General features: G+C 74.6%; 22 protein-coding genes and 1 pseudogene. 16 read left to right on the top strand and 7 right to left on the bottom strand.

Translation table 11 applies throughout. The annotated features are described in order from the left end of the window. Nucleotides 1-304 precede the first annotated feature (304 nt). The 9 genes from AB0B41_RS35395 to rutA all read left to right on the top strand — a co-directional run bounded on the left by AB0B41_RS35395 (nt 305) and on the right by rutA (nt 10,919). On the top strand, nt 305-1,192 hold the full coding sequence (locus tag AB0B41_RS35395; RefSeq protein WP_358211217.1) for a CoA ester lyase: 888 nt from the start codon (nt 305-307) through the stop codon (nt 1,190-1,192). A 138-nt stretch (nt 1,193-1,330) separates the two neighbouring features. Then, nucleotides 1,331-2,794 carry an MFS transporter gene (locus AB0B41_RS35390; protein WP_358211215.1) on the top strand — a complete coding sequence of 488 codons (1,464 nt, stop codon included), beginning with the start codon at nt 1,331-1,333 and terminating at the stop codon, nt 2,792-2,794. Nucleotides 2,795-2,807: 13 nt separating this feature from the next. Continuing rightward, nucleotides 2,808-3,332: a MaoC family dehydratase gene (locus AB0B41_RS35385; protein ID WP_358211213.1), complete on the top strand. Its 525-nt coding sequence runs from the start codon at nt 2,808-2,810 to the stop codon at nt 3,330-3,332. Further along, nucleotides 3,329-4,534 carry a CoA transferase gene (locus AB0B41_RS35380; RefSeq protein ID WP_358211211.1) on the top strand — a complete coding sequence of 402 codons (1,206 nt, stop codon included), beginning with the start codon at nt 3,329-3,331 and terminating at the stop codon, nt 4,532-4,534. Before AB0B41_RS35385 ends, AB0B41_RS35380 begins: the two co-directional genes overlap by 4 nt. A gap of 1 nt (nt 4,535) precedes the next feature. Continuing rightward, entirely contained in the window at nt 4,536-5,711 is a 1,176-nt protein-coding gene (locus AB0B41_RS35375; RefSeq protein WP_358211209.1) for an acyl-CoA dehydrogenase family protein, read from the top strand. A gap of 28 nt (nt 5,712-5,739) precedes the next feature. Continuing rightward, a complete protein-coding gene (locus AB0B41_RS35370) occupies nt 5,740-7,383 on the top strand; it encodes an amidase (protein ID WP_358211207.1) in 1,644 nt (547 codons plus the stop codon). 59 nt (nt 7,384-7,442) lie between these two features. Next, nucleotides 7,443-8,831, top strand: coding sequence for an MmgE/PrpD family protein (locus AB0B41_RS35365; protein ID WP_358211205.1), 1,389 nt, complete (start codon nt 7,443-7,445; stop codon nt 8,829-8,831). After that, entirely contained in the window at nt 8,824-9,912 is a 1,089-nt protein-coding gene (locus tag AB0B41_RS35360; RefSeq protein ID WP_358211203.1) for an LLM class flavin-dependent oxidoreductase, read from the top strand. Before AB0B41_RS35365 ends, AB0B41_RS35360 begins: the two co-directional genes overlap by 8 nt. Further along, nucleotides 9,867-10,919, top strand: coding sequence for a pyrimidine utilization protein A (gene rutA, locus AB0B41_RS35355; protein WP_358211201.1), 1,053 nt, complete (start codon nt 9,867-9,869; stop codon nt 10,917-10,919). Before AB0B41_RS35360 ends, rutA begins: the two co-directional genes overlap by 46 nt. Nucleotides 10,920-10,986: 67 nt before the next feature. On the opposite strand, the gene AB0B41_RS35350 is transcribed toward rutA, so the two are convergent. Then, nucleotides 10,987-12,237, bottom strand: a complete 1,251-nt coding sequence (locus tag AB0B41_RS35350) for an NlpC/P60 family protein (RefSeq protein ID WP_358211199.1) — start codon at nt 12,235-12,237, stop codon at nt 10,987-10,989. A 441-nt stretch (nt 12,238-12,678) separates the two neighbouring features. Next, nucleotides 12,679-13,806, bottom strand: coding sequence for a glycosyltransferase family 4 protein (locus tag AB0B41_RS35345; protein ID WP_358211197.1), 1,128 nt, complete (start codon nt 13,804-13,806; stop codon nt 12,679-12,681). Between the two features lie 134 nt (nt 13,807-13,940). Here AB0B41_RS35345 and cobF point away from each other — a divergent pair, with 134 nt between their 5' ends. From cobF to AB0B41_RS35330, 3 genes are all read left to right on the top strand, one after another. Beyond that, on the top strand, nt 13,941-14,723 hold the full coding sequence (cobF, locus tag AB0B41_RS35340) for a precorrin-6A synthase (deacetylating) (protein WP_358211195.1): 783 nt from the start codon (nt 13,941-13,943) through the stop codon (nt 14,721-14,723). Nucleotides 14,724-14,759: 36 nt separating this feature from the next. Further along, a complete protein-coding gene (locus AB0B41_RS35335) occupies nt 14,760-16,277 on the top strand; it encodes an AI-2E family transporter (RefSeq protein ID WP_358211193.1) in 1,518 nt (505 codons plus the stop codon). A gap of 288 nt (nt 16,278-16,565) precedes the next feature. After that, nucleotides 16,566-17,222 carry an ATP-binding protein gene (locus AB0B41_RS35330; RefSeq protein ID WP_358211191.1) on the top strand — a complete coding sequence of 219 codons (657 nt, stop codon included), beginning with the start codon at nt 16,566-16,568 and terminating at the stop codon, nt 17,220-17,222. A gap of 328 nt (nt 17,223-17,550) precedes the next feature. Here AB0B41_RS35330 and AB0B41_RS35325 read toward each other — a convergent pair whose 3' ends face one another. Further along, the gene (locus AB0B41_RS35325; RefSeq protein ID WP_358211189.1) at nt 17,551-18,171 is read right to left on the bottom strand and encodes a TetR family transcriptional regulator; all 621 of its coding nucleotides are present in this window, start codon (nt 18,169-18,171) and stop codon (nt 17,551-17,553) included. Nucleotides 18,172-18,267: 96 nt separating this feature from the next. Here AB0B41_RS35325 and AB0B41_RS35320 point away from each other — a divergent pair, with 96 nt between their 5' ends. Continuing rightward, nucleotides 18,268-18,918 (top strand): DUF5709 domain-containing protein, encoded by a 651-nt coding sequence (locus tag AB0B41_RS35320; RefSeq protein ID WP_358211187.1) that lies wholly within the window; start codon nt 18,268-18,270, stop codon nt 18,916-18,918. Here the strand turns inward: AB0B41_RS35320 and AB0B41_RS35315 are convergent. After that, nucleotides 18,896-19,312, bottom strand: a complete 417-nt coding sequence (locus AB0B41_RS35315; RefSeq protein ID WP_358211185.1) for an SsgA family sporulation/cell division regulator — start codon at nt 19,310-19,312, stop codon at nt 18,896-18,898. The two genes, AB0B41_RS35320 and AB0B41_RS35315, sit on opposite strands and share 23 nt — an antisense overlap. Before the next feature lie 151 nt (nt 19,313-19,463). Further along, complete coding sequence (locus AB0B41_RS35310) at nt 19,464-19,937, bottom strand: hypothetical protein (protein ID WP_358211183.1); 474 nt, start codon at nt 19,935-19,937, stop codon at nt 19,464-19,466. A gap of 160 nt (nt 19,938-20,097) precedes the next feature. Between AB0B41_RS35310 and AB0B41_RS35305 the strand changes: the two genes are divergently transcribed. Both AB0B41_RS35305 and AB0B41_RS35300 read left to right on the top strand, forming a co-directional pair. Beyond that, entirely contained in the window at nt 20,098-21,783 is a 1,686-nt protein-coding gene (locus AB0B41_RS35305) for an AMP-binding protein (protein WP_358211181.1), read from the top strand. Nucleotides 21,784-21,934: 151 nt separating this feature from the next. Further along, complete coding sequence (locus AB0B41_RS35300; protein WP_358211179.1) at nt 21,935-22,153, top strand: hypothetical protein; 219 nt, start codon at nt 21,935-21,937, stop codon at nt 22,151-22,153. Nucleotides 22,154-22,157: 4 nt separating this feature from the next. On the opposite strand, the gene AB0B41_RS35295 is transcribed toward AB0B41_RS35300, so the two are convergent. Together AB0B41_RS35295 and AB0B41_RS35290 are read right to left on the bottom strand one after the other, a co-directional pair. After that, complete coding sequence (locus AB0B41_RS35295; protein WP_358211177.1) at nt 22,158-22,874, bottom strand: DUF4097 family beta strand repeat-containing protein; 717 nt, start codon at nt 22,872-22,874, stop codon at nt 22,158-22,160. Between the two features lie 100 nt (nt 22,875-22,974). Further along, entirely contained in the window at nt 22,975-23,610 is a 636-nt protein-coding gene (locus AB0B41_RS35290) for a flavin reductase family protein (RefSeq protein ID WP_358211175.1), read from the bottom strand. Between the two features lie 33 nt (nt 23,611-23,643). Here AB0B41_RS35290 and AB0B41_RS35285 point away from each other — a divergent pair. After that, a pseudogene (locus tag AB0B41_RS35285) lies at nt 23,644-23,931 on the top strand (cobalamin biosynthesis protein); the annotation flags it as partial. Nucleotides 23,932-24,026 lie beyond the last annotated feature (95 nt).

Here is a 24,026-nt window from a genome sequence, read left to right as displayed (position 1 = left end):
GACGCGCGTCGGGCGGGTGTGTCGTGTGGCCCGGGCGCCGCGCCGCGCGGGCGGGGGGGGGGTGGGGGGGGGGGGGGGGGGCGGGCGGGGGGCGGCCCCGCCGCGCGGGCGGGCGCGGGCGGGGGGCGGCGCGGCGCCGCGGCGCTGCGGGGTCGGGGCCATGTGATCACGCTCCGGGAGGTCTCGCGCCCCGGCGGGGGACGACGGCGGATGCGCACCGGCCGGTGCGCGGCCGCCGCGTCCCCGCAGCCTACCCACGGCCCGGGGTGGACCGGGGCGATCCGGCGTGGAAACGTCCGACACCGTGACCGACCCCGTGCTCCCGACCGCCGCCGCCGACCTGCTCGGTGCGCGGACCCTCCTCTTCGTGCCGGGCGACCGCCCGGAGCGCTTCGCCAAGGCCGCCGCGGCCGGTGCCGACCTCGTCGTGCTGGACCTCGAGGACGCCGTCGCGCCCGCGGCGAAGTCGGACGCCCGCGAGGCCGTCCGGGAGTGGCTCGCCGCCGGGAACCAAGGGATGGTGCGGATCAACCCGCCCGGCACGGAGTGGTACGAGGAGGACGTCGCTGCCGTCGCTGCCGTCGCGGGCGTCGCCGGCGTCGCGGTCACGTCCGTGCCGGTCATGCTGCCCAAGGCGCAGGACCCCGCCGAGGTGGCCGCGCTGGTGGCCGCGCTGGGCCCGGCGGCGCAGGTCGTGGCGCTGGTCGAGACCGCGCTCGGGGTGCACCGGGCCGTCGAGGTGTGCGGGGTCGAGGGCGTGGTGCGCGCCGGGTTCGGCAGCGTCGACCTCGCGAGCGAGCTGGGCGTCGACCCGGTCGACCGGGAGGCCCTGCGGTACGCGCGCTCGGCGCTGGTGCTGGGCAGCCGGGCCGCCGGTGCGGGCGCCCCGATCGACGGCGTGACGACGGCGGTGCGGGACGAGCAGCTCCTCCTCGAGGACTGCGCGCACGCCCTGTCGCTGGGCTTCACCGCCAAGATGTGCATCCACCCCGCGCAGGTCGTGCCGGTCGCGACCGCGTTCTCGCCGACGCCCGAGCAGGTTGAGTGGGCCCGCGCGGTGGTCGGGGCGGCGGCCTCGGGCGGGGTCGCCGTTGTCGACGGAAAGATGATCGACAAGCCGGTCGTGGAGCGGGCGCGGGCCCTGCTGCTGCGCGCCGGCGAGTCCGCCCGACCGGGGGCGCAGGACGGGTGAGGTGGGTGCCGACCCCTTGTCGTCGAAACGTCTGATGATTAGCGTGCGACAAGTGGTCGGGGACCCCCCGGCCGCCCCCGCGCGTCGCGGCGCGGGGTGGGACGAGCGCGCACCGCAGCGCGCGAGGGGAGCCACGCGATGACACCCGGACCGGCTCGGCCCACCGAGACCGGCGCGTCCGCCGGCACACCGACCGCCCGCACACCGACCGCCCGCACACCGACCGCCCGCACGCCGATCACCGGCACGCCGTCCGCGGGTGGCGCCGACCTCGCCGCCCGGCTCGACCGCATCCCGGTCGTCACCCCGGCCCACCGCCGCTGGGTGGGGCTGCTCGGCTTCCTGTTCGTGTTCGACCTGGTCGACCTCAACTCCTTCGCCTACGCCGCGCCCGCCCTGCGCACCGAGTGGGGGCTGTCGATCGGCGGCGTCGGCGCGATCACCTCGGCGGGCTTCGTCGGGATGTTCTTCGGCGCGATCGCCGGCGGCCGGCTCTCCGACCGGATCGGACGCCGCCCGGTCCTGATCGGCGCGGTGTTCTTCTACTCGCTGTTCTCGCTGCTCAGCGCGCTGGCGACCGGGCCGCTGATGCTCGGCGTGCTGCGCGTCCTCACCGGCTTCGGGCTGCAGGCCATGACCGGCGTGCTGCTGGTGTGGGTGAGCGAGATGTTCCCGCGCGCGCTGCGCGGCCGCTACCAGGCGCTGCTGCTGGCCATCGGGCTCGCCGGCGTGCCGATCGCGGCGTGGGTGGCCCGGCTCGTCGTGCCGATGGGGCCCGACGCCTGGCGGTGGATCTTCGTGGTCGGCGCGCTCGGCGCGATCGGCGGCGTGGTCGCGCTGCGCACCCTGCCCGAGTCGATCCGCTGGTGCGCCGCCCACGGCCGCACCGGCGACCCGCGGCAGGAGGAGCTCGTCGCGCGGCTGGAGGCGCAGGCCGAGGAGAAGACGGGCCGGCCGCTCCCTGCGCCCGTCGCCGACCGACCGGTCGTGCCCGGGAAGCTGACCGAGCTGCTGCGCGGCGCCACGCTGCGCAAGACCGTGGTCGCCGCCGCGGCCTGCGTCTTCCTGATCCTGTCCTTCTACGGCTTCAGCTCCTGGGTGCCGACGCTGCTGGTCGAGCGCGGCTACTCGACGGCCGAGAGCCTCACGTACTCGTCGATCCTCGCCATCGCCGCCGTGCCGGGCGCCCTGCTCGCGATGCCGGTCATCGACCGGTTCGAGCGGAAGACCGTGATCCTGGTGCTCGAGCTCGCCGTCGCGGTGCTCCTGCTGCTCTTCGGCCTGATCGACCACCCCGCCGCGATCATCGTCTGCGGCTTCGGCGCGGCCATGCTGATGCAGACCGGTGTCGCCACGCTGTACACCTACATCGCCGAGGTCTTCCCGCTGCACCTGCGCGGGCTCGGCTCCGGCCTCGCCAACGGTTCCGGCCGGCTCGCCGGGGTACTCGGTGGCTTCCTGGTCGCCGCGCTGTACACCGGGACCGGGGTGGCCGGCGTGTTCACCTACCTGGCGCTCGCCGCGCTCGGCATGGGCCTGGTCATGGCCCTCTTCGGCGAGCGCACGACCAACCGCCGGCTCGAGGACATCGAGCGCAGCTGAAGGAGGAACCCACGTGACCGTGAAGCCGGGCTGGCAGGGACGGTTCTACGAGGACTTCGAGGTCGGGGACGTGTACCAGCACCCGCTGGGGCGCACGATCACCGAGACCGACAACACCTGGTTCACGCTCCTGACGATGAACACCAACCAGGCGCACTTCAACGCACAGGTCGGACAGTCCTCGGAGTTCGGCCGGATGCTCGTCGCCTCGCCGCTGACGATCTCGATCGCCATGGGCCAGTCCGTCACCGACACGACGCAGAACGCCTTCGCCAACCTCGGGGTCGACGAGCTGAAGCTCACCGCCCCGGTGTTCGCCGGCGACACCATCTGGTCGGAGTCGATCGTGCTGGACAAGCGGGAGTCGGGCAGCCGGCCGCACGCCGGGATCGTCACGATCAAGACCCGGACGCTCAACCAGGACGCCGTGGAGGTGCTGTCCTTCAAGCGCACCTTCTACGTGCACAAGCGCGACACCGACGGGGCGAAGTCGCTCTTCCCGCAGGCGGCGACACCGATGAGCCTGGAGGACGCGTGAGACCGCTCGAGGACGTCCGGATCGTCTCGCTCGAGCAGTACGGGGCGGGCCCCTTCGGCTCCATGCACCTCGCGGAGCTGGGCGCGGAGATCATCAAGGTGGAGGACCCGTCGGTGGGCGGGGACGTCGGGCGTTCCGTGCCGCCGTACGCGGAGGCGGGCGACTCGCTGTTCTTCCAGTCCTTCAACCGGGACAAGTCCTCGATCACCCTCGACATCCGCACGTCCGAGGGCCGCGCGGTGTTCGAGGACCTGGTCCGCAGCGCGGACGCCGTGTACTCCAACCTGCGCGGCGACGTCCCGGAGAAGCTCCGGATCCGCTACTCCGACCTCGAGGAGGTCAACCCGCGGATCGTCTGCTGCTCGCTGACGGGCTTCGGCATGACGGGCCCGCGCTCGAAGGAGCCCGGGTACGACTACGTGCTGCAGGCCCTCGGCGGCTGGATGTCGCTGACCGGCGAGCCGGGCGGGGCGCCGCAGAAGACCGGGCTCTCGCTCGTCGACTACTGCGGCGGGTACGTCGCCGCGATCTCGCTGCTGGCGGCGATCCACGCGGCGCGGCGGGACGGCGTCGGCACGGACTGCGACCTGTCGCTCTACGACACCGCCGTCAGCCTGCTGACCTACCCGGGCACCTGGCACATGACCGCGGGCTACGAGCCGGCCCGCACGCACCACTCCGCGCACCCGTCGCTGATCCCGTTCCAGGCCTTCGAGGCCGCCGACGGCTGGCTGGTCGTCGGCTGCGCCAAGGAGAAGTTCTGGCAGCGGCTGACCGTGGTGATGGGCCGCCCGGAGCTGGCCGAGGACCCGCGTTTCGCCACCTTCGCCGACCGCAACCGGAACCGGGAGGTGATCATCCCGCTGCTGGAGGAGATCTTCCGGACGCGCACGGTCGCCGACTGGCTCGCGCCGATGTACGCGGCCTCGATCCCGTGCGCGCCGATCAACGACGTGGCCGACGCGCTGGTGGACCCGCACACGCTGGAGCGCAACCTGATCGCCGAGACGGAGAGCGAGGCGTTCGGGCAGGTGCGGAGCCTGCGCAGTGCCGTGCGGGTCGGGCCGCCGGGGGCGGACCGGGCGCCGACGCGGCCTGCGCCGGCGATGGGGGCGGACACCGAACGCGTCCTCGAGGACCTGGGTTACGACGACGACCGGATCGCCGCCCTGCGCGCGTCCGGGGCCTTCGGAAAGGGCTGAGATGGACTTCCGGCTGAACGACGAGCAACGCCTGTTCCGGGACACGTTGCGGGACTTCGTCGACAAGGAGATCGTGCCGGTCGCGCGGGACTGGGAGCAGTCCGGGCGCTACCCGACGGAGATCGTCGAGGGGATGAAGCAGCTCGGGCTGTTCGGCCTCGCCGTCCCCGAGGAGTACGGCGGGCTCGCGGCCGACACCGTGTCGTTCGCGCTGACCTTCGAGGAGATCTCCCGCGGCTGGATGGGCATCGCCGGCATCCTCGGCAGCCACTCGGTCTCGTGCTTCATGCTCGCCCGGCACGGCACCGAGGAGCAGAAGGCGAGGTACCTCCCCGACCTGGCGACGGGCAAGCGCCGCACCGGGATCGCGCTCACCGAGCCCGGCGCCGGCACCGACCTGCAGGGGATCCGGACCACGGCCCGTCGCGAGGGCTCCGGTGACGACGCCGAGTACGTGGTCAACGGGACCAAGATGTGGATCACCAACGCCCGGTACGCGGACCCGCTGCCGGTGCTGGTGAAGACCGACCCGACCGCCACCCCGGCGCACAAGGGGATGAGCATCCTGCTGGTCGAGGCGGGCACTCCCGGCTTCGAGGTCACACAGGACATCGGCAAGCTCGGCTACAAGGGCACCGAGTCCTGCGAGGTCGTGCTGACGGACGTCCGGGTGCCGGCGTCGCAGCTGCTCGGCGGGATCGAGGGCCGCGGCCTGCAGCAGGCGCTGTCCTCGCTGGAGACCGGCCGGATCAACGTCGCGGCGCGCAGCGTCGGCATCGCGCAGCGCGCCTACGACGAGGCGCTCAACTACGCCCGCGAGCGCACCGCGTTCGGGCAGGCCATCGGCGAGTTCCAGGCCGTGCAGATGCGGCTCGCGGAGATCGCGGTGCGGCTGCAGGCGGCGCGGCTGATGACGTACTGGGCCGCCTCCCGGATGGACGACGGCGTGCGGATGGACACCGAGTCCGGCATGGCCAAGATCTTCGCCTCCGAGCAGGCGCTGGCCTGCGCCACCGACGCGATGCGCATCCACGGCGGCTACGGCTACTCCACCGAGTTCGAGGTCGAGCGGCTGTACCGGGACGCCCCGCTGATGTCGATCGGGGAGGGGACGAACGACGTGCTGCGCGGCGTCGTCGCCAAGGCCCTGCTCGCGGGGAAGGCGACCATCCGGTGACGGAGCCCCGCGTCGCGAAAGGTCCGGCATGAGCTCGCCGGAGGAGCTGGGCGCCCTGGCGGCCCGGCTCGGCTACGCCCTCGACCCGGCCCAGGTGAAGGACATGGCCGAGGCGGTGGCCGCCGCCGAACCCGCGGCCGCCGCCCTCCGCGACCTGCCGGTGCGCCCGGAGACGGCCGACCCGTTCCGCGGGGAGACCTGGCTGCGGGGACCCGTGAGTGCCGACTGCCCCTCTAGCGGCACCTCGCGCTCACGACCCCCGGTGACCAGCGGAAACGACGGGCTCGGGGTGCTCGACCTCGACGGCGCCGACGGGCTGCGCGCCACCGCGGGGCGGCTCCGGGGGACGGCACCGGCGGGGGAGCGGGTCGCCGCCGCCCTCGCCGGCCTGGAACGCGTGCACGCCGAGCTGAACTGCACCATCCGGTTCCTGCACGAGCGCGCCGCGGCACGGGCCGCCGCATCGGACGGCCGCGGGGAGCCGCGGCTGCTCGAGGGTGTGCCGTTCGCGGTCAAGGACGTGATCGACGTCGAGGGCGTCCCGACCACGGCGGCGTCCCGCACCCGGGCCGACGCGCCCCCCGCCACGGTCTCGGCGACCGTCGTCGCGCGGCTGGAGGCGCACGGGGCGATCCCGATCTCGAAGGACGCCACGACGGAGTTCGCGGTCGGTGGGCCGCACCCGCCGCTGACCGGGCCCTGTCGCAACCCGTGGGACCGCGAACGCTGGGCCGGCGGCTCCTCGACGGGCACGGCCGCGGCGGTGGCGGCCGGCGCCGTCCCCTTCGGGCTGGGCACGGACGTCGGCGGCTCGGTCCGGCTGCCGGCCGCTTGGTGCGGCCTCACCGGGCTCAAGCCGACGGCGGGCGCGATCCCGCGCACCGGGGTGGTCCCGCTGTCGTGGACCACCGAGACGGTCGGCCCGCTGGCCCCCGACGCCCGCACCGTCGCGCTGCTGTTCGCCCTGCTCCGTGGGCCCGACGGCGTCGACCCGCGGATGCCGGACGTCCCGCTGCGCCCGCCGGCCGACCTGCGCGGACTGCGCATCGCACTGCCCGGCGGCTACCTCACCGAGCTGTGCGACGGCGCCGTCCGGGCCGGCGTGGCCCACCTCGCCGAGGTTCTCGTCGACGCCGGGGCCGAGATCGTCCCCGGCGAGATCCCGAGTGCCGAACGGGCCCTGCCGATCGGCTACGAGATCGTGTTCACCGAGGCCGCGGCCTTGCACCGGATCGACGCCGCGCGGTGGGGCGACTACGACCCGGTGACGGTCAAGCGGATCAGCCAGGGGATCGCCACGCCCGCGAGCGACTACCTGCGCGCGCTGCAGTTCCGGGCCGAGCTGCAGGACGAGCTCGGGCGCGTGTTCGCGGGCGCCGACCTCGTCGTCGTCCCGACGACGCCGGCGACCGCGCCGCGGTTGCCCGACGGCACCGTGACGGTCGACGGCGAGCGGTACCCGCTCTACGCCGCGCAGTCCCGCGCGACGATGCTCGGCAACCTCACCGGAGCCCCGGGGCTCGCCCTGCCCACCGGGTTCGCGCCCGACGGCTGCCCGGTCTCGGCCCTGCTCATCGCCCCGCCGCACGGGGAGGCGACCGCGCTGCGGGCGGCCCAGCTGTTCCAGGACCGCACCGACCACCACACCCGCACGGCCCCGATCTCGGCCTGAACCCTTCCCAGCGCACATACGTCTGACGTATTGTCCGCCCTCGACCAGGAGGCTCACCGATGACCCTCAGCCCTGAGAAGACCACCACGGCGCTCGCAGACCGGGTCGGCGGGTTCGCCGCCCGCGCCGAGCTGTCCGACGTGCCCGCCGAGGTCGTCGAGCGTGCCCGGCACCTCATCCTCGACTCCGTCGGGCTGGCGTTCGCGTCGACCGGCTACGGGTTCCCGGCCGTCGCGCTGGAGGCGTTGTCCGCCTTCGGCGGCGGCACCCACCCGGTGCTCGGGATGCCGGACCGGCTCTCGCCGCGGGACGCGGCCGTGCTCAACGGCGTGCTGATCCACGGCATGGACTTCGACGACACCCACATCCCGGCCGTCACGCACGTCTCCGCCGCCGCGCTGCCCGCCGCGATCTCCGCGGCCGTGAGCCGGGGCGCGACCACCGAGGACCTGCTGCTGGCCTACATCCTCGGCGTCGAGGTGTCGGCGCGGGTCGGGATCGGCGGTGCCGGCGGCTTCCACGACGTCGGTTTCCACCCGACCGCCGTGGCGGGCGCGTTCGGCGCGTCCGTGGCGGCCGGCAAGATCGCCGGGCTCGACGCCGACGGCCTGGCCGCAGCCCAGGGCGTCGTCGGGTCGATGAGCGCGGGGCTGCTGGAGTTCCTCGCCGACGGCGCCTGGACCAAGCGCCTGCACCCGGGCTGGGCGGCGATGTCCGGCCTGACCGCGGCGAGCTTCGCCAAGGCCGGCTGGAGCGGTCCGCCCGCCGTCTACGAGGGCCGGTTCGGCCTCTACAACACCCATCTCGCCGGGCGCGAGACCCACCCCGAGGCCGTGGGCGACCGGCTGGGGGAGACCTGGGAGCTGGTGCGCACGGCCGTCAAGCCGTACCCGATCTGCCACTTCATCCACGCCTTCGCCGACGCCGTGCTCACGCTGCGCCCCGAGATCGGCGCGACCGGGATCACGGAGATCCGCTGCGCGATCCACCCGGTGCCGGGCAAGGTCGTCTGCGAGCCGGCCGAGGCGAAGTGGGCCCCGCGCGACGAGTACGACGCCAAGTTCAGCCTGCCGTTCGTGGTCTCCGCGGCGCTGACCCGCGGGCGGTTCACCCTCGCCGAGCTGGAGGACGACGCGCTCGGCGACGCCACGATCCTGGACCTCGCGCAGAAGGTGCGGGTCTCCGAGGACCCGGACAGCGCCTTCCCGGCCGCGTACTCCGGCGCCGTCGAGATCGAGCTGGCCGACGGGCGGGTGCTGCGGCACCGCGAGCAGGTCAACCGTGGGCACGACGAGCGCCCGCTCACCAACGCGGAGGTCGTGGCCAAGTTCCGCGAGACGATCGGCCGGGTCGCCCCCGACGCCACCGCCGACCGCGTGCTCGACGCCGTGCTGTCCCTCGGCGACGGCACTCCCGCCGCCGACTTCGCCGAGGCCTGTCGTGGTTAGCGTCGGCGTCTTCCTGACCCACCAGCAGCCGGCCGGGCGGGACCCCGTGGCGGCGCTGCAGGAGCAGCTCTCGCTCGTGCGCGCGGCCCGCGACGGCGGGCTGGACTCGGTGTTCGCCGGCCAGCACCACCTCCCGGAGTCGTTCTCGCACATCCAGCCGCTGCCGTGGCTCGCCCGGCTCGCCGCCGAGGCGGGGGACATGCGGATCGGCACGGGCATCCACCTGCTCGCGCTGCACAACCCCGTCGACACCGCGGAGAACTTCGCGAGCCTCGACGCCGTGTGCGGCGGCCGGTCGATCTTCGGCGTCGGGCTGGGCTACCGGGAGGTCGAGTACGCGGCCTTCGGGATCCCGCCGCGCCAGAAGGTCCGGCGGTTCGAGGAGAACCTGCGGATCGTCGAGGCGATGTGGTCCGGCGAGCCGGTGTACGCGGACAACGACTGGTGCCGGCTCGACGGCGTGCGCTCCACGACGCTGCCCGCGCGCCGCCCGCCCGTCTGGATGGCCGCGAACTCCGACGCCGCGGTGGAGCGGGCGGCCCGGCTCGCCGACACCTGGATGATCAACCCGCACGCCACGACGTCGACCATCCGCCGTCAGCTCGACCTCTTCCACGCCGAGCGCGCCGCCGCAGGCCGGGAACCCGTGCGGGAGCTGCCGCTGATGCGGGAGATCTACTGCGCCCCGACGCGGGAGCGGGCGATCGAGCTGGCCCGGCCGCACCTGGCCGGGAAGTACGCGGTCTACGCCGACTGGGGCCAGGACCGTGTCATGCCCGAGAAGGAGTCGTTCCGAACGGATTACGCGGACCTCGCCGAGGACCGGTTCGTGGTGGGCTCTCCGGAGGACTGCCTCGCGGCGCTGCTGCCGTGGCGGGAGCTGGGCGTCGACCACTTCGTACTGCGCACCGACTGGGCAGGCATGCCCGTCGGCGACGCCCTGGCCTCCGTCGAGCTGCTCGCCCGCGAGGTGGCCCCCGTGCTCCGGTCCTCCCCGGCCGGTTCCCGTCCCCCGAGCCCCGAAGGGAGTCCGCGATGGACTTCGGCGTCTTCATCCCCATCGCCAACAACGGCTGGCTGATCTCCGAGAACTCGCCCCAGTACATGCCGACGTTCGACCTGAACAAGCGCATCGTGCAGGAGGCCGAGGCGCAGGGCTTCGCGTTCGCCCTGTCGATGATCAAGCTGCGCGGCTTCGGCGGCAAGGTCGAGTTCTGGGACCACGCGCTGGAGTCGTTCACGCTGATGGCGGGCCTCGCCGCCGTCACCGAGCGGATCAAGCTGTACGCCTCGACGGCCGTGCTCACCCTGCCGCCGGCGATGGTGGCCCGCATGGCGACGACGATCGACTCGATCGCGCCGGGACGCTTCGGCATCAACATCGTGTCCGGCTGGGCGAGCGGCGAGTACTCGCAGATGGGCCTGTGGCCGGGCGACGACTACTACGGCTACCGCTACGACTACTCCACCGAGTACGTCCAGGTCATGAAGGAGCTGTGGGAGAAGGGCCGCAGCGACTTCAAGGGGCAGTACTTCCAGATGGAGGACTGCGTGCTGTCGCCCAAGCCGAGCGGGCACATCGACATCGTCTGCGCGGGGCAGTCCGACCGGGGCATGCGGATGGTCGCCGAGCAGGGCGACTACAACTTCATCCTCAGCCCCGGCGTCAACGACCCGGAGGTCTACCGGGAGTCCACCCAGCGGCTGGCCAAGGCGGCCGAGCAGACCGGCCGGGACGTCGGGTCGCTGCCGCTGTTCATGGCGATCATGGCCGACACGGACGAGGAGGCCCGCGCCAAGTGGGACTCCTACCAGGCCGGGGCGGACGCCGGGGCGCTCGGGTACATGGCCGACGAGGGCGGCAAGGACACGGGCACGGACACCGGCGGCACCGCGAAGATGATCAACCTGCCGGAGGGGGCCGTGAACTTCAACATGGCCACGCTGGTGGGCAGCTACGAGACGATCGCTCGGCAGATCGACCAGGTCGCGACCATGCCCGGCGTCAAGGGCATGATGTTCACCTTCGACGACTTCGAGCAGGGCGTGCACGACTTCGGCACGAAGGTGAAGCCGCTGCTCGGCTGAGCGGAGCGAGGCTGACCCTGCCGGTCCCCGGGGGCGCGGTCGCGCCGAGCGCCCCCGGGGTCGGTGCTCAGATCCGGCGGGCGTTGTGGAACGGCATCGCCGACATGTCGGAGACCTTCACCGGCTCGCCGCTGGTGCTGGCGTGCAGGATCTTGCCGCCGCCCATGTAGATGCCCACGTGGCTCACCGGCGAGTAGAAGAACACCAGGTCGCCGGGCTGCAGCTGGTCCTTGCTCACCGCGGTGCCGAAGGTCGACTGGGCCGCGGACGTGCGCGGGATGCTGATCCCGGCCTGCGTGAACGCCCACGAGGTGAGGCCGGAGCAGTCGAAGGCGTTCGGGCCGCTGGCGCCCCACTGGTAGGGGGTGCCGAGCTTGGTGCGGGCCGCGGCCAGGGCCTTCGCCCCGGCGCCGGTGGCCTGCCCGACGACGTCGTCCACCGCGTCGTCGATCGCGCCGCCGGCCGACCGGGCGGCCCGGCGCAGCGCGCTGCGCTGCTCCTCGGCGGCCTTGGCAGCCTTGGCGGTCTCGGCCTTCTGCACCGCGGCGATGCGGGCGGCGTCTGCCTTGTCGAACACCTGCGGCAGCGCGCCCATGGCGGTGCCGAAGGCGGACTGCATCGAGCCGCCGACGGCGCCGGGGCCGTCCTGGACGGCCTGCAGGACCTGGGTCGGCCGGTCGTCGCCCTGGTCGTCGTCGCTGCCGTCGTCGAGCGTCGCGTCGGCCGCGGCCAGGCGGACGGTCGGGGAGTCGACGCCGGTGGCCTGGGCGATCTCGCCGCCCGGGGTGGGCAGGCCGGTGAGGACCGCGCTGGCGCCCAGGACGGTGACGGTCGCCGCGGCCGCGACGGCCTTGGGCGAACGGATCGCGGCCGACAGCGCGGGGAAGACGCCGGTCAGCGAGATGCCGTCGCCGCCGGGGCCGCGCCCGGCGCCCAGGCCGGAGGTGAAGAAGGAGCCGGTGAGGCCGGCGGGCGGCTCGGGGCGCTCCTCCGCGACGGCCGGCGCGGCCGGGGCGGCCGGGGCGGCCGGGGCGGCCGGGGCGGCCGGGGCGACCGGCGGGGTGAGCGCGGTCGGCGCCTCCTCGGGCCCGACCGGCCGCTCGTCCGCGGCGGGGACGCCGAGGGGGGAGACCGGGGCCCTGTCCGCCTCGTCCGCCTCGGCGGCGCGCCGGGCACGGCGGCCGCCCGAGGGCGGGGGAGCGGACGAGCCGGTGAGCCGGGCGATCAGGTCCGCGGCGGACTGACCCTGACCGTCCTCTGCACTGTGCCGGGAGCTCGGCACGAGCACCGGGCGCGGTGCCACACACGTGTCGGACATGCGTCGTTCCTCGCCGTCCGCGGGCGAGCGGGAAGCCGGGGAGCAACCGCACCGCGCCTGCCCCGTGCCGGGGGTGGGCGCCCGGGGGAATGTCGGCGGGCAGGCGGGACGGGCCGACCGGGCGTGCCGGTGGAGGTCGTTCCCACCGGCAGGACCGACCGTAACCGTCCCGTGATCGCCGCGCGGGCCGAACCGACCCCGGCGCGCCGAGCGGACGACTCCGAGGGACGAGCCGTCGTTCGCGGCCGTCGAAACCGCTCGTGGCGATCCGGACGCAGATCACGACCCGGCCTCGACCGGCGAACGGGACGCCGCTCCCGCGGACCGCACGACCGGCGGCGCCGGGCGGGATCACAGCGTGCTCGTGTAACGGCGGGCGGGGCCGCACCGCTGCCTCGGCGGTGTGCAGCTCACCGGGGGTCGTGAGTGCCGCCTGCCCCTCTAGCGGCTGTCGGCGCTCACGGGTCGGGTGAGGGCGGCCTCGTACACCTCGCGGAGCCGGGCCGCCCAGCCGTCGGCCTCGAAGCGCTCGAGGAAGCGGGCCCGGGAGGCGCGGCCGAGCCGGGCGCGGAGGGCGTCGTCGCCGGTGAGCTCCACGATCGCCTCGGCGATGGCGGCGGCGTTCAGCGGGACCTGCCGCCCGACGTCCCGCGTCACGATCTCGGGCAGCCCGCCGACCCGGCTCACGATCGCCGGCACCCCGGCGGCCATCCCGCGGACCACCACGCTGGGCATCGTGTCGGTGCGCGTGGTGTGCAGCTGCAGGTCCGCGGCCTGCAGCAGCTCGCCGGGGTCGCCGTGGTGCCGGAACACGACGCGACCCTCCAGCTCCTCCTCGCGCCCGACCCGCGCCTCCAGCCAGGGCCGCAGCGGCCCGTCGCCGGTGAGCACGACGGTGAGGGGGAGGTCCTCCGGGAGTTCGGCGACGGCGTCGAGCAGCAGGTCCTGGCCCTTGCCGCGGCGCATCGGCGCGGCGGAGACCGCGAGCAGCCCGCCGTCGCCCACGCCCAGGCCGCGCCGCACGCGCGCCCGCACCGCGGGATCGGCCGGGCCCGGGTCGGTGACGCCGTCGGGCAGCACGACCAGGCCCTTCGCCGAGCCGGCGACCCGCAGGTACCAGTCCCGCTGCAGCCGCGAGATCGCGATGGTCCGTGTGACGAAGCGCTTCCGGGCCAGCGTGCGGGCGGTGCGCCGCATCCGGTCGAGCCGGTCCGCGGGCTCCTCCTCGATGCGGTGCAGCGTGGAGACGACCGGGATCCGCAGCCGGGTGGCGGCCGCGCTGCCGGCGACGTCGGCGTTCGGGGCGTGCGTGTGCACCAGCCGGACCCGGTGCTCGCGCAGCGTCCCGACCACCCGGGCCACCGCCCGCGGGTCCCACGGTGCGAGCCCGTGCTCGACGACCACGGCACCGGACCGCCGGAGCGCGGCCGCCCGCGCGCCGTCGCCGCTGCCGGAGATGGCGACGACCACGAGCTCCAGTCCCGCCGCCCGCGCGGCGCGGGCGAGGGCCTCGAGGCCGTACTCACCCCCGTCGGGGTGCAGCGTGTCGACGAGGTGCGCCACCCTCACGTCCCGGTCCTCCGCTCGCTCGAGTCCACCCGGTCGGATCCGCGACCCTACCGGGCCGGTGACGCTGCGCGACCCGGCGAACCCGCTCCGCCCGGGCGGCGCTGCCGCGGCCCCCGCCCGCATAGGGTGTCGACGTGCGCACGGTGTACGTGATCGGGATCGGCTCGGGGGACCCCGACCACCTCACATTGCAGGCGGTGGCCGCGCTCAAGCGCGTCGACGTCGTCTTCGTCATCGACAAGGGCGAGGTGAAGGAGGACCTCACCGCGCTGCGGACGGGGATCCTCGACCGGCACGTCGAGCCCGGCAGCTACCGGGTCGTCGAGGCCGCGGACCCCGAGCGGGACCGCGGGGCCGGCGCGGGGGAGGCCGGACGGTCGGAGCGGTACACCGCCGCCGTCGTCGACTGGCAGGACCGCCGCGGGTCGCTCTACGCGTCGATGCTCGCGGAGCTGGCCGACGGCGAGACCGGCGCCTTCCTCGTGTGGGGCGACCCCTCCCTCTACGACGGGACCCTGCGGCTGCTCGAGGGCGTCGAGGGGATCGAGGTCGTCTCCTACCCCGGCATCTCCAGCGTGCAGGCGCTCGCCGCCGCCCACCGGCTGATCCTCAACCGGGTCGGGCGGCCCGTGCTGATCACCACCGGCCGGCGGATCGCGGCCGGGCTGCCCGCCGACGTCGACGACGTCGTCGTGATGCTCGACGGGGGCACCGCCTTCGCGCAGCTGCCCGACGACGAGGTCGCCGACGTGGAGGTGTACTGGGGGGCGTACGTGGGCAGCCCGGACGAGCTCCTGGTGTCCGGCCCGGTCCTCGAGGTCCGTGACGAGATCGTGAGGCTCCGGGCGGAGGCACGGGAGCGCAAGGGCTGGATCATGGACACGTACCTGCTGCGGCGGCATCCCGGGGACCGCTGAGCGGGCCGGCCGCGCGAGCGGGACGGGGGTGGCGGAGTGACCGACCGAGGCACGTCGGAGCGCGGGGCGCGTGGGCGTCCGGACGAGGAGGGGCGCGCGGTCCCGGCGAACGGGACCGGGCTCGGCGGCGCCGCCGTGGGCGGCGACCCCGACGTCGTCCGCAACGGCACGGCCGGTCGTCGTGTCGACGGGCCGGTCGACCGACCCGTCGACGGGGCGGTGAACGGGACGCTCGACGGCGTGGTGGACGGTGCCGCGGACGGGTCGCCGCTCGCGCCCCCCGCGGCTCCGGTGGCCGCTCCGGTCCCGGCGACGGCGGTGACGCCGGTGACCCCGCCGCCCGACCGCGGCGCGGTGATCGGCGGCGGGCTGACCTGGCTGGCGACCTGGAGCTGGCGGATCCTGCTGATCGCGTTCGGCGCCATCCTGTTCGGCCTCGTGGTCGGCGCGCTGTGGCCGATCGTGCTGCCGGTGCTGCTCGGCGTCATCCTCGCGACCGTGCTGCGGCCACCGGTGCGTTGGCTGGTCGAGCGCCGGGTGCCGCCCGCCCTGGCCGCGCTGCTGGTGCTCGTCGGGGCGCTCCTGGTGCTCGGCGGGATCATCACGCTGATCGCGCCGCAGGTGGCGGGGCAGTCGGACGAGATCGCCGCCGGCGTCACGGGCGGGCTGGGGCAGATCCAGCAGTGGGTGTCCGGGCCGCCGCTGAACCTCGGCGAGGGTCAGATCGGCGCGGTGCTCGACTCGATCACCCGCCAGCTGCAGGCCAGCGCGTCGACGATCGCGGGCACGGTGCTGACCGGCGTGTCGGCCTTCGCGAACGGGCTGCTCAACGTCGTGCTCGCCGTGGTGCTCGCCTTCTTCTTCGTCAAGGACGGCCCGCGTTTCCTGCCCTGGGTCACCCGCGTGACCGGTACCCGGGCGGGCCGGCACGTCGCCGGGGTGCTGGAGCGCGCGTGGCGGACCCTCGGCGGGTTCATCCGCACGCAGGCCCTGGTGGCGTTCGTCGACGCCTTCTTCATCGGTCTGGGCCTGGTGCTCCTCGGCGTCCCGCTGGCGCTGCCGCTGGCCGTGCTGACCTTCTTCGGCGGCTTCGTGCCGATCGTCGGCGCGCTCGTCGCGGGCGCCCTGTCGGTGCTGGTCGCGCTGGTGACCAAGGGCTTCACGACCGCCCTGATCGTGCTCGCGATCATCATCGCGGTGCAGCAGATCGAGGGGAACGTCCTGCAGCCGATCCTGCAGAGCCGCAGCCTCAACCTGCACGGCGCCGTCGTGCTGCTGGCGGTCACCGCGGGCGGGGCGATCTGGGGCATCGCCGGGGCCTTCCTGGCCGTGCCGGTCGCCGCGGTCGCGGCCGAGGTGCTGCGCTATATCGGGGAGGAGATCGACCGGCGGGCCGGGGCGCGGGCGGCGCCGCCGAGCGACGCGCCCGAGGGGCCGGACGGCGACCCGCCGGAACCGGGGAGGTCCGTCGGCGCTCCGGCCGACGAGACCGCGCGGATCCCGGCCGACGACGGCGGCCCCGGTCCCGTGCGTCGGCCCTCGCCGGAGGCATGAGGCCGGCCGGCGGCGGTCGCGGTCCCTGTGCTGGCCCCTCTTCGGACGCAGGAGGCCCGGGAGCAGCGGTCGCGGGCCCGTGCGTCGGCCCTGTTCGGAGGCCGGAGGCCGGTCGGCGGCAGGCCTTCGGCCACCCGGACGGATGACTGCGGTCCGTCCGCCGGGGCCCCGGTCGGGTGCGCGCGACGAGCGGTGTCGGGGGCTCGACCAGCGGTGTTTCCCGAGCGGTCGCGCGGGGCCATCCCAAGGGTGTCCGGCCGCACGCTCCCCGCACCGAGAGGCATTCCCATGACCTGCCCGGCACAGATCCCGCACCAGATCCGGCCCCCGGACACACCCGGCCCGGCCGCCGAGGCCACCGAGCCCACCGACTCCTCCGTCGACGCGGCCGCAGTGCTCGCCGAGGTGACCGGCGACGTCGAGCGCGCCGAGGCGGACCTCACCGGCCTGGCCGACTCCGTCGAGTACGTCCACCGCAGCTGGCCCGCCAACCCGGCCCAGCTCTCCGTCATCCGGCGTCAGCTCCTCGGCTGGCTCGCGCCGCTCGGGCTGAGCACCGAGCAGAAGGACGACGTCGTGCTCGCGGTCGACGAGGCCGTCGCCAACGCCGTCCGGCACGCCTACCCGGAGGACCGGCCCGGCGACGTCGAGCTCACCCTCTGGACCGAGGGCGAGGCGCTGTGCATCGAGATCACCGACCACGGCAGCTGGCGGCCTGCGCAGGGCGAGGGCGGCACGATCACCGGCGACGCCCGCGGCGGCCGGGGCATGCTCCTCATGCAGCACATGGTCGAGACCGTGCTCGTCCACTTCGACGGCCGCGGCAGCCGGGTCCTCCTGCGCCACCGCTTCAACCGCCCCGCCGACGCGGAGACGGGCGGGACGGGCGAGGCCGGTTTCGACGATCCCGCCGAGGTCGAGGACTCGCGGCGCCACTCGCGCTGACCCGGCCGAGGCCGAGGCGGACGAGGTCTGTTCCTCCGACTACTGACACAACCGCTGCGGCGGCTCGCACAACCGTCCTGGCGCGGCACACCGCTCGCGGCGTGGCCACACACACCCGTGGGGTTGTCGCACACCTCGTTGACCGGGGTGTGTCGCGGCCGGACGGGTGCGGGAGATCGGCCCGGCGCTGCAACCGCCCGAGTTCGCTTCCCGACCGGTGCGAGTAAACCGTCCCGGCGGCTCGGCCCATCTCCCGGCGGTTGTCGTACACCCCGGTGCCGCCGCCCCGCCGGATGTGCCGTTGCCCGGCCGGGTGTGCCGACGAGCGTCAGCTCGGCTCGGTGGGGGCGAAGAGTGCTTCCACCGCCCGCGTGACGTGTCCGACCACCGTCCCGGGATCGGCGTCCGCGACGGCCTCGCTGCGGATCACCTTGCGCAGCAGCGCGATGCCCAGCAGCCAGGCGAGGGCGAGCTCGGCGCGGAGGTCGGCGTCGGCGCGGTCGTCCGTGGCGACGAGCCGCGCGAGCGTGCCGCCGTACGCGACCCGCAGTTCCTCCCGGACCGCGGCGGCGGCGTCGGTGTTGCCCGCCGAGCGGAGGGCGGCGAGGAAAAGGGCGACGTCGTCGGCCGAGCCGTCGTCCGTGGCCAGGATCGCGGCCAGGGTGCGGGGGAGGACCTGGTCGGCCGGGCCGTCGTGCAGCAGGTCGAGGGCCTGCCCGGTCACGGCCTCGGCGAAGAGGCCCTCCTTGGACCCGAAGTGCCGGAACAGCAGGGCCTGGTTGACGCCCGCGCGTTCGGCGACCGCACGGACCGTGGTGCCCTCGTAGCCCGCGCTGGCGAACAGCTCGCGACCCGCCGCGAGCAGCGCCCGCCGGGTGGCGGCGGAGTCCCGCGGCCGCGCAGGGCGCGCCGCGCCCGCACCTCCGGACGTGCCGCTGTCGCTGGTCATGCCCTATCGGACCACGGCGCGTGTGCGGAGGCGATGTCCGGGGTAGGCGGGGACGTGGGCGTCATCGACGCCCGGCGAACGAGAGAGCGGAGGATCATGGCGCAGCGCGAGACGGACGAGCGGGGCCTCGACACGTCGCCGGACCTGGTGGAGGCCCTCCAGCTCGGCAACGAGGAGACGCTGACGGGCCCGTCGGGCGCGGACCCGCTCGACGCCGGCTACGTGCCGGCCGACCGGCCCTACGGGGTCGACGACCCGACGGTGACGCCGGCGGGGCAGCGCGAGGGCGAGACGCTCGACGAGCGCCTGGAGCGCGAGGAGTCCGACGAGGACGCGGTCCGCGACACCACCCGCACCGGGCGGCTGGCCCCGCGGGACGCGGGTGCGGACGGCGAGGCCGTCGACCGGGACCCCGCGACGGTGGCCGAGGACGTCGGTGTCGACGGGGCGGCGGCGTCGGCCGAGGAGGCCGCGGTGCACGAGCTGGACGACGGGTTCGAGCCTGTGCTCGACGAGTCCCCGGTCGAGGATCCCGAGGTCGCGCGGTCGCTGGCGGAGGACCAGCGGCCGGGTGAGGCCGAGGAGGACGCGGTCCGCGACTACGCGGAGGAGACCGAGCCGCAGGAGCGGCCGAGCGCCGCGGCGCGGATCGACGCGAACCCGGACACGGGCGGCGTGCCCGGGGTCGACGGCGCCCGCGACGCCGGCGCCCGCGACGCCGGCGTCAGCCCTCGCAGCTCTGGGTGATCTGCTCGATCACCCGGTCGAGGTCCAGGACCTCCGACTCCTCACCGAGCGGAACCAGCTCCGCCGACGACTCGACGAAGTGCCGCAGCAGGTCCCGGTCGACCTCGAGCACGGCGCGGCCGTCGGTGGAGCGGATCTCGATCTCGACGATGTCGTAGCCCTGGACGAGCTGCGGGCTCATCCGGATGTCGCCGTAGCCGGCCGGCCCGGACAGGGCCTCGACCACCAGGTCGCGGGCGACGAGCCACTCGACCCACCGGTCCTGCCTGGTCCGGACGGCGAGGGTGACCGCGAACGGGTCGGTCGCGGTGTAGGTCCACCGCGTGACGACGGGCGCGGGCTGCCCGTGCAGCACGGTGAACATGTCCTGCTGGACCGAGTCGCTGGTCATCATGGCGTGGCTCCCTGGCGCTGGCCGTCCGGCGGTGTGGACGGCTCTCATGGTGAGAATCGGCGGCGCTCGTCGGAACGCAGCAGGTTCGCGGCCCTTTCACCCGTTCTGGTGACCGTATCCGCGACGTCCGGCGGTGTCGGGGGCGGGGCGGTCAGCCGCGCGTGGCGGCCGACACGACCCAGATACCCGTCGAGCCCGCCCGGACCGGCTGGACGAGCGTGACGTGCGCGGTGCCCCCCGACGGGTCGGTGAGGTCGACCGAGCCCGGCCCGGTGGACGTCGGCTCCGGGTTCGTCCAGCCGTAGGTGGTGGTCGCGTAGCTGATGGCGACCTCCTCCGGGTCGAGGGTCCACGGCTGGGCGCCGCCGTCGACCCGCGTCTGCAGTTCCTGGGCCGCCGCCAGGTCGGTGACCGGCCAGAGCAGCGTGGTCCCGGTCGGCGCGGCCTGGGGAGCGGTGGTCTGCGGCGTGACCGACGGCGTGGCCGACGGGGCGGCGGACGCCGCGGCGGAGGATCCGGCCGCCTGTGTGGCCGGGGGTGACGTGCCGCCGCACCCGGCGAGCAGCGCGGCCAGTGCCGCGGCCGTCAGCAGTCCACCGGCACCGCGCGTCGTCGCCCCGTCCACGCCCGGCACGCTAGCCCCGGTGGGCGGCCCCGCGGCACCGACGCACCGCCACGTTCGAGGGTCGGCGCACCCGCGCCGACCTGCCCGACCGGACGTGGCGCGACGGCCGATCTCGAATAGGGTTCCGGCAGAGCAGAGCCGCCGAATCCTGTGAGGTGCAATGTCCGAGAGCAGCACGGCCTTCTACGCGGCGCGGGACTTCCTCCTCGCACACCGCACGGACTACGACACCGCCGTGCGCGACTTCCGCTGGCCCGAGCTCACCGAGTTCAACTGGGCGCTCGACCACTTCGACGCCGTCGCCGCCGACCCGGAGCGTGGCGCAGGCAAGGCACTGTGGATCATCGAGGCGGACGGCAGCGACGCCTCGTGGACCTTCGCCGAGCTCGCCGAGCGGTCCAACCGGGTGGCGAACTGGCTGCGCGAGCGGGGCGTCGCCCGCGGCGACCGGATCATCCTCATGCTGGCCAACCAGCTGGAGCTGTGGGAGACGCTGCTGGCGGCGATGAAGCTGGGCGCCGTCGTGATCCCCGCGACCACGCTGCTCACCGCCGAGGACCTGCGCGACCGGGTCGACCGGGGCAACGCCAGGCACGTGATCGTCGGCAAGGACGACGCGGCGAAGTTCGACGACGTGCCGGGCGACTACACCCGGATCTCCGTCCGCGGCGCGCCGAAGGGGTGGGAGGACTACACCGACGCCTACGACAGGTCGGCCGTCTTCCAGCCCGACGGACCGACCCAGGCCACGGACACCCTGCTGCTCTACTTCACCTCGGGCACCACGGCCAAGCCGAAGCTCGTCGAGCACACGCACCAGAGCTACCCGGTCGGCCACCTGTCGACGATGTACTGGATCGGGCTCGAGCCCGGCGACGTCCACCTCAACATCTCCTCGCCCGGCTGGGCCAAGCACGCGTGGTCGAACGTCTTCGCGCCGTGGATCGCCGAGGCGACCGTGCTCGTCATGAACTACACCAAGTTCGACGCGTCGAACCTGCTCGGCGTGCTGGACAAGTACGGCGTGACCAGCTTCTGCGCCCCGCCGACGGTGTGGCGCATGCTGATCCAGGCCGACCTGTCCGGGCTCCGGACGCCCCCGACCAAGGTCGTCGGCGCCGGCGAGCCGCTCAACCCCGAGGTGATCGAGCAGGTCGAGAAGGCCTGGGGGCTCAAGATCCGGGACGGGTTCGGGCAGACCGAGTCGAGCGTCCAGATCGCGAACCCGCCCGGCTCGCCGATCAAGCCCGGCTCGATGGGCCGGCCGATGCCCGGCTTCCCGATCGCCCTGATCGACCCGGCGACGGGGGAGCCGGCCGACGAGGGCGAGATCTGCATCGACCTCGCGCAGCGGCCGACCGGGCTCATGGTGGGCTACAAGGACGACCCGGAGCGCAACGCCGAGGCGATGGCCGGCGGGTACTACCACACCGGCGACGTCGGCTCCCGGGACGAGAACGGGTACATCACCTATGTCGGCCGGGCCGACGACGTCTTCAAGGCCTCCGACTACCGGATCAGCCCGTTCGAGCTGGAGAGCGTGCTGATCGAGCACCCGGCCGTGGCGGAGGCCGCGATCGTGCCCTCGCCGGACCCGGTGCGGCTGGCCGTGCCGAAGGCGTACGTGGTGCTGGCCGCGGGCTACGAGCCCACGGAGGAGACCGCGAAGGACATCCTGCAGTTCGCGCGGGACAACCTCGCCCCGTACAAGCGGATCCGCCGGCTCGAGTTCCACGAGCTGCCCAAGACGATCTCCGGCAAGATCCGGCGCGTCGAGCTGCGGGGCCGCGAGGGCGACCTGCACGCCGACCCGTCGGCCACGCCGTCGGGCGAGTTCACCCTCTAGTACGGGTGGCCGGGCGGGTCTCGCGCCCGGCCGTCGGGTACTGATTCGGTCGGGCCGTGCCGCGGGGCACGGCGCGTGCGCGGGCGGGTCGCCGCCGGCGGGTCGTCGCCCTCACCGGCGGCGGCGCACGACCGGGACGTGGAGGGTGCAGATGGCCGCAGGCGACGGGTACACGCCCGGGAGCGGACCGATGGCGGGCGTGCTGGCGGGCATGCCCGAGGTCTTCGGTCGGCTGCTCGCCGACCACGTACCGGACCGCCTGGGTCGCTGCTCCGCCTGCCGCAACGCGGGCTCGGGCGTCGTCTGGCCGTGCACGCTGCACCAGATCGCCACCCGCGCCGCGGACCTGCACGCCCGCCGGCCGCGGTAGCCGGTCAGACCGGGGCCACGACGACGTCGCCGACCTCGGTCCGCAGGTCCACCGCATGGTCGGCGCTCGGCTCGTTGGGGACCCGGACCGACGTCTCGCCGAGGTCGGTGTGCACGGTCACCCGGTACGTCGCCTGCGGTACCGCGACGGTGACGTTCCCGCGGTGGGTGTCCACCCGGACGGTGGCGGGCGTGGCCAGGGCGAGCTGGACGTCGCCGTTCTCGGTCTCCGCGAGCACGTCGCCGTCGCGCAGGGCCCGGCCCGTGATCGAGCCGCTGCCGACGTGCGCCCGGGCCGGTCCGGTGACGCCGTCGAGGGTGACCTCGCCGGCGCGGGTCTCGACGTCGACGTGGCCCACCTGCGTCAGCCTGAGGCTCCCGGCCTGGGTGCTCCCCGTGACCGGCAGGCCCGCCGGGACGTGCACGGTGTACTCGACCGCGCACTGGTCGCCGCAGCCGCCGAGCACGAGCACGCCGCCCTCGACGCGGTGGCTCGGGCCGGTCGGCGCCGAGCCCCGGTAGGTGACCTCCCGCTCCAGCGAGGCCCCGCCGTCGCCGAGGACGGTCACGCCGCCCGCCTGGTTGTCGATCCGGATCTCGGTGACCGGGCCCTCGAGCGCCGCCCGGTCCCTCGTCGTCTGGCCGACGCCGACGCCACAGCCCGCCACCGCGGCGGCCGCGGCGAGCACGCCCGCGGCCGTCCGCACACCCCACCGGCCCATGTGTCCCCCTCCCCGCCGCCGGGGGCGACGGTAGGCGGCGGCCGGGGGTCGTGACCAGGGACGTTCGGCTCAGGGTCGATTCTCGCCCCGCACGCTCCGCTCAGTCCTCGCGGCCGTAATGGCCCGGCCACTCCTCGTACGGGATGCGGGTGATGTCGAGGACCTTGCCGATCGTCGACCACTCGTTGCGACCCAGGCGGGCGAGCGGGCGCAGCCGTTCGATCGCGGGGAGGCTGTGGCCGCGGGCGTCGGTCTCGAACACGTCGGCGTCGATCGCGGCGTGCAGGACCCGGCCGATCACGACGGTCGAGTCGCCCAGCTCGAGGGCCTGCTCGAGGCGGCACTCCAGCGCCACGGGCGACTCCTTCACCCGCGGCGGCGCCACGGTCGCGCTCGGCTCCGCGGTCAGCCCGACCTCGGTGAACTCGGAGATCTCGGCGGGGAAGTTCGTGCCCGTGGCGTTGATCCGCTCGAACATGGACTCGGACGCCAGGCAGACGACGAACTCGCCGGTCTCCGTGGCGTTGCGCAGCGAGTCCTTCTTCCCGACCGACGTGAACTGCACCATCGGCGGGTCCACGCACGAGACCGTGAAGAAGGAGTGCGGGGCGAGGTTGTCGACGCCCGCGGCCGACCGGGTCGAGACCCACGCGATGGGCCGGGGGACGACGACGCTGGTCAGCACCTTGTAGAAGCGGCCGTGCCCCAGCTCGCCGGGGTCGATGTCCGTGCGCATGCCCCGATCATCCCCCGGGTTACGGTGACCGGCATGCGGCACGGCCTCTTCCCCCGCCCCGGCCCGGACCGGGCGTGGGGCCTGGCGCTGGGGGCGGCGGCCGATCTCGTCCTCGCCGACCCCCGGCGCGGACACCCCGTGGCGGGCTTCGGCCGGGTGGCCGCCGGGCTGGAACGACGCCTGTACGCCGACTCCCGCGCGGCCGGCGCGGCCTACACCGCGGTGCTGGTCGGGGGCGCGGTGGGCGCCGGGGTGATCGGTCGTCCGCGGTCGCGGGCGGGCAGGGTGCTGCTCACCGCGGCGGCGACCTGGGCCGTGCTGTCTCCCGCCGGGTCGACGGGCGGGTGGTCAACGACCTGTCCACCGAGGCCGTCGTGAAGTCGGTGCACATCGCGCAGGGCCTGGGCGCCTCCAGC

Source organism: Pseudonocardia sp. NPDC049154 (assembly GCF_040648315.1).
GTDB lineage: Bacteria > Actinomycetota > Actinomycetes > Mycobacteriales > Pseudonocardiaceae > Pseudonocardia.
Note: the sequence above shows the minus strand (reverse complement) of the source record. Positions and strands in the feature narration are given on the sequence as shown.

Coding starts and splice junctions, on each gene's coding strand:
- AB0B41_RS35390 (WP_358211215.1), top strand. CDS start 1,331: ATGACACCCGGACCGGCTCGGCCCACCGAGACCGGCGCGTCCGCCGGC.
- AB0B41_RS35375 (WP_358211209.1), top strand. CDS start 4,536: ATGGACTTCCGGCTGAACGACGAGCAACGCCTGTTCCGGGACACGTTG.
- AB0B41_RS35370 (WP_358211207.1), top strand. CDS start 5,740: ATGAGCTCGCCGGAGGAGCTGGGCGCCCTGGCGGCCCGGCTCGGCTAC.
- AB0B41_RS35365 (WP_358211205.1), top strand. CDS start 7,443: ATGACCCTCAGCCCTGAGAAGACCACCACGGCGCTCGCAGACCGGGTC.
- rutA (WP_358211201.1), top strand. CDS start 9,867: ATGGACTTCGGCGTCTTCATCCCCATCGCCAACAACGGCTGGCTGATC.
- AB0B41_RS35350 (WP_358211199.1), bottom strand. CDS start 12,237: ATGTCCGACACGTGTGTGGCACCGCGCCCGGTGCTCGTGCCGAGCTCC.
- AB0B41_RS35330 (WP_358211191.1), top strand. CDS start 16,566: ATGACCTGCCCGGCACAGATCCCGCACCAGATCCGGCCCCCGGACACA.
- AB0B41_RS35325 (WP_358211189.1), bottom strand. CDS start 18,171: ATGACCAGCGACAGCGGCACGTCCGGAGGTGCGGGCGCGGCGCGCCCT.
- AB0B41_RS35320 (WP_358211187.1), top strand. CDS start 18,268: ATGGCGCAGCGCGAGACGGACGAGCGGGGCCTCGACACGTCGCCGGAC.
- AB0B41_RS35315 (WP_358211185.1), bottom strand. CDS start 19,312: ATGATGACCAGCGACTCGGTCCAGCAGGACATGTTCACCGTGCTGCAC.
- AB0B41_RS35305 (WP_358211181.1), top strand. CDS start 20,098: ATGTCCGAGAGCAGCACGGCCTTCTACGCGGCGCGGGACTTCCTCCTC.
- AB0B41_RS35300 (WP_358211179.1), top strand. CDS start 21,935: ATGGCCGCAGGCGACGGGTACACGCCCGGGAGCGGACCGATGGCGGGC.
- AB0B41_RS35295 (WP_358211177.1), bottom strand. CDS start 22,874: ATGGGCCGGTGGGGTGTGCGGACGGCCGCGGGCGTGCTCGCCGCGGCC.
- AB0B41_RS35290 (WP_358211175.1), bottom strand. CDS start 23,610: ATGCGCACGGACATCGACCCCGGCGAGCTGGGGCACGGCCGCTTCTAC.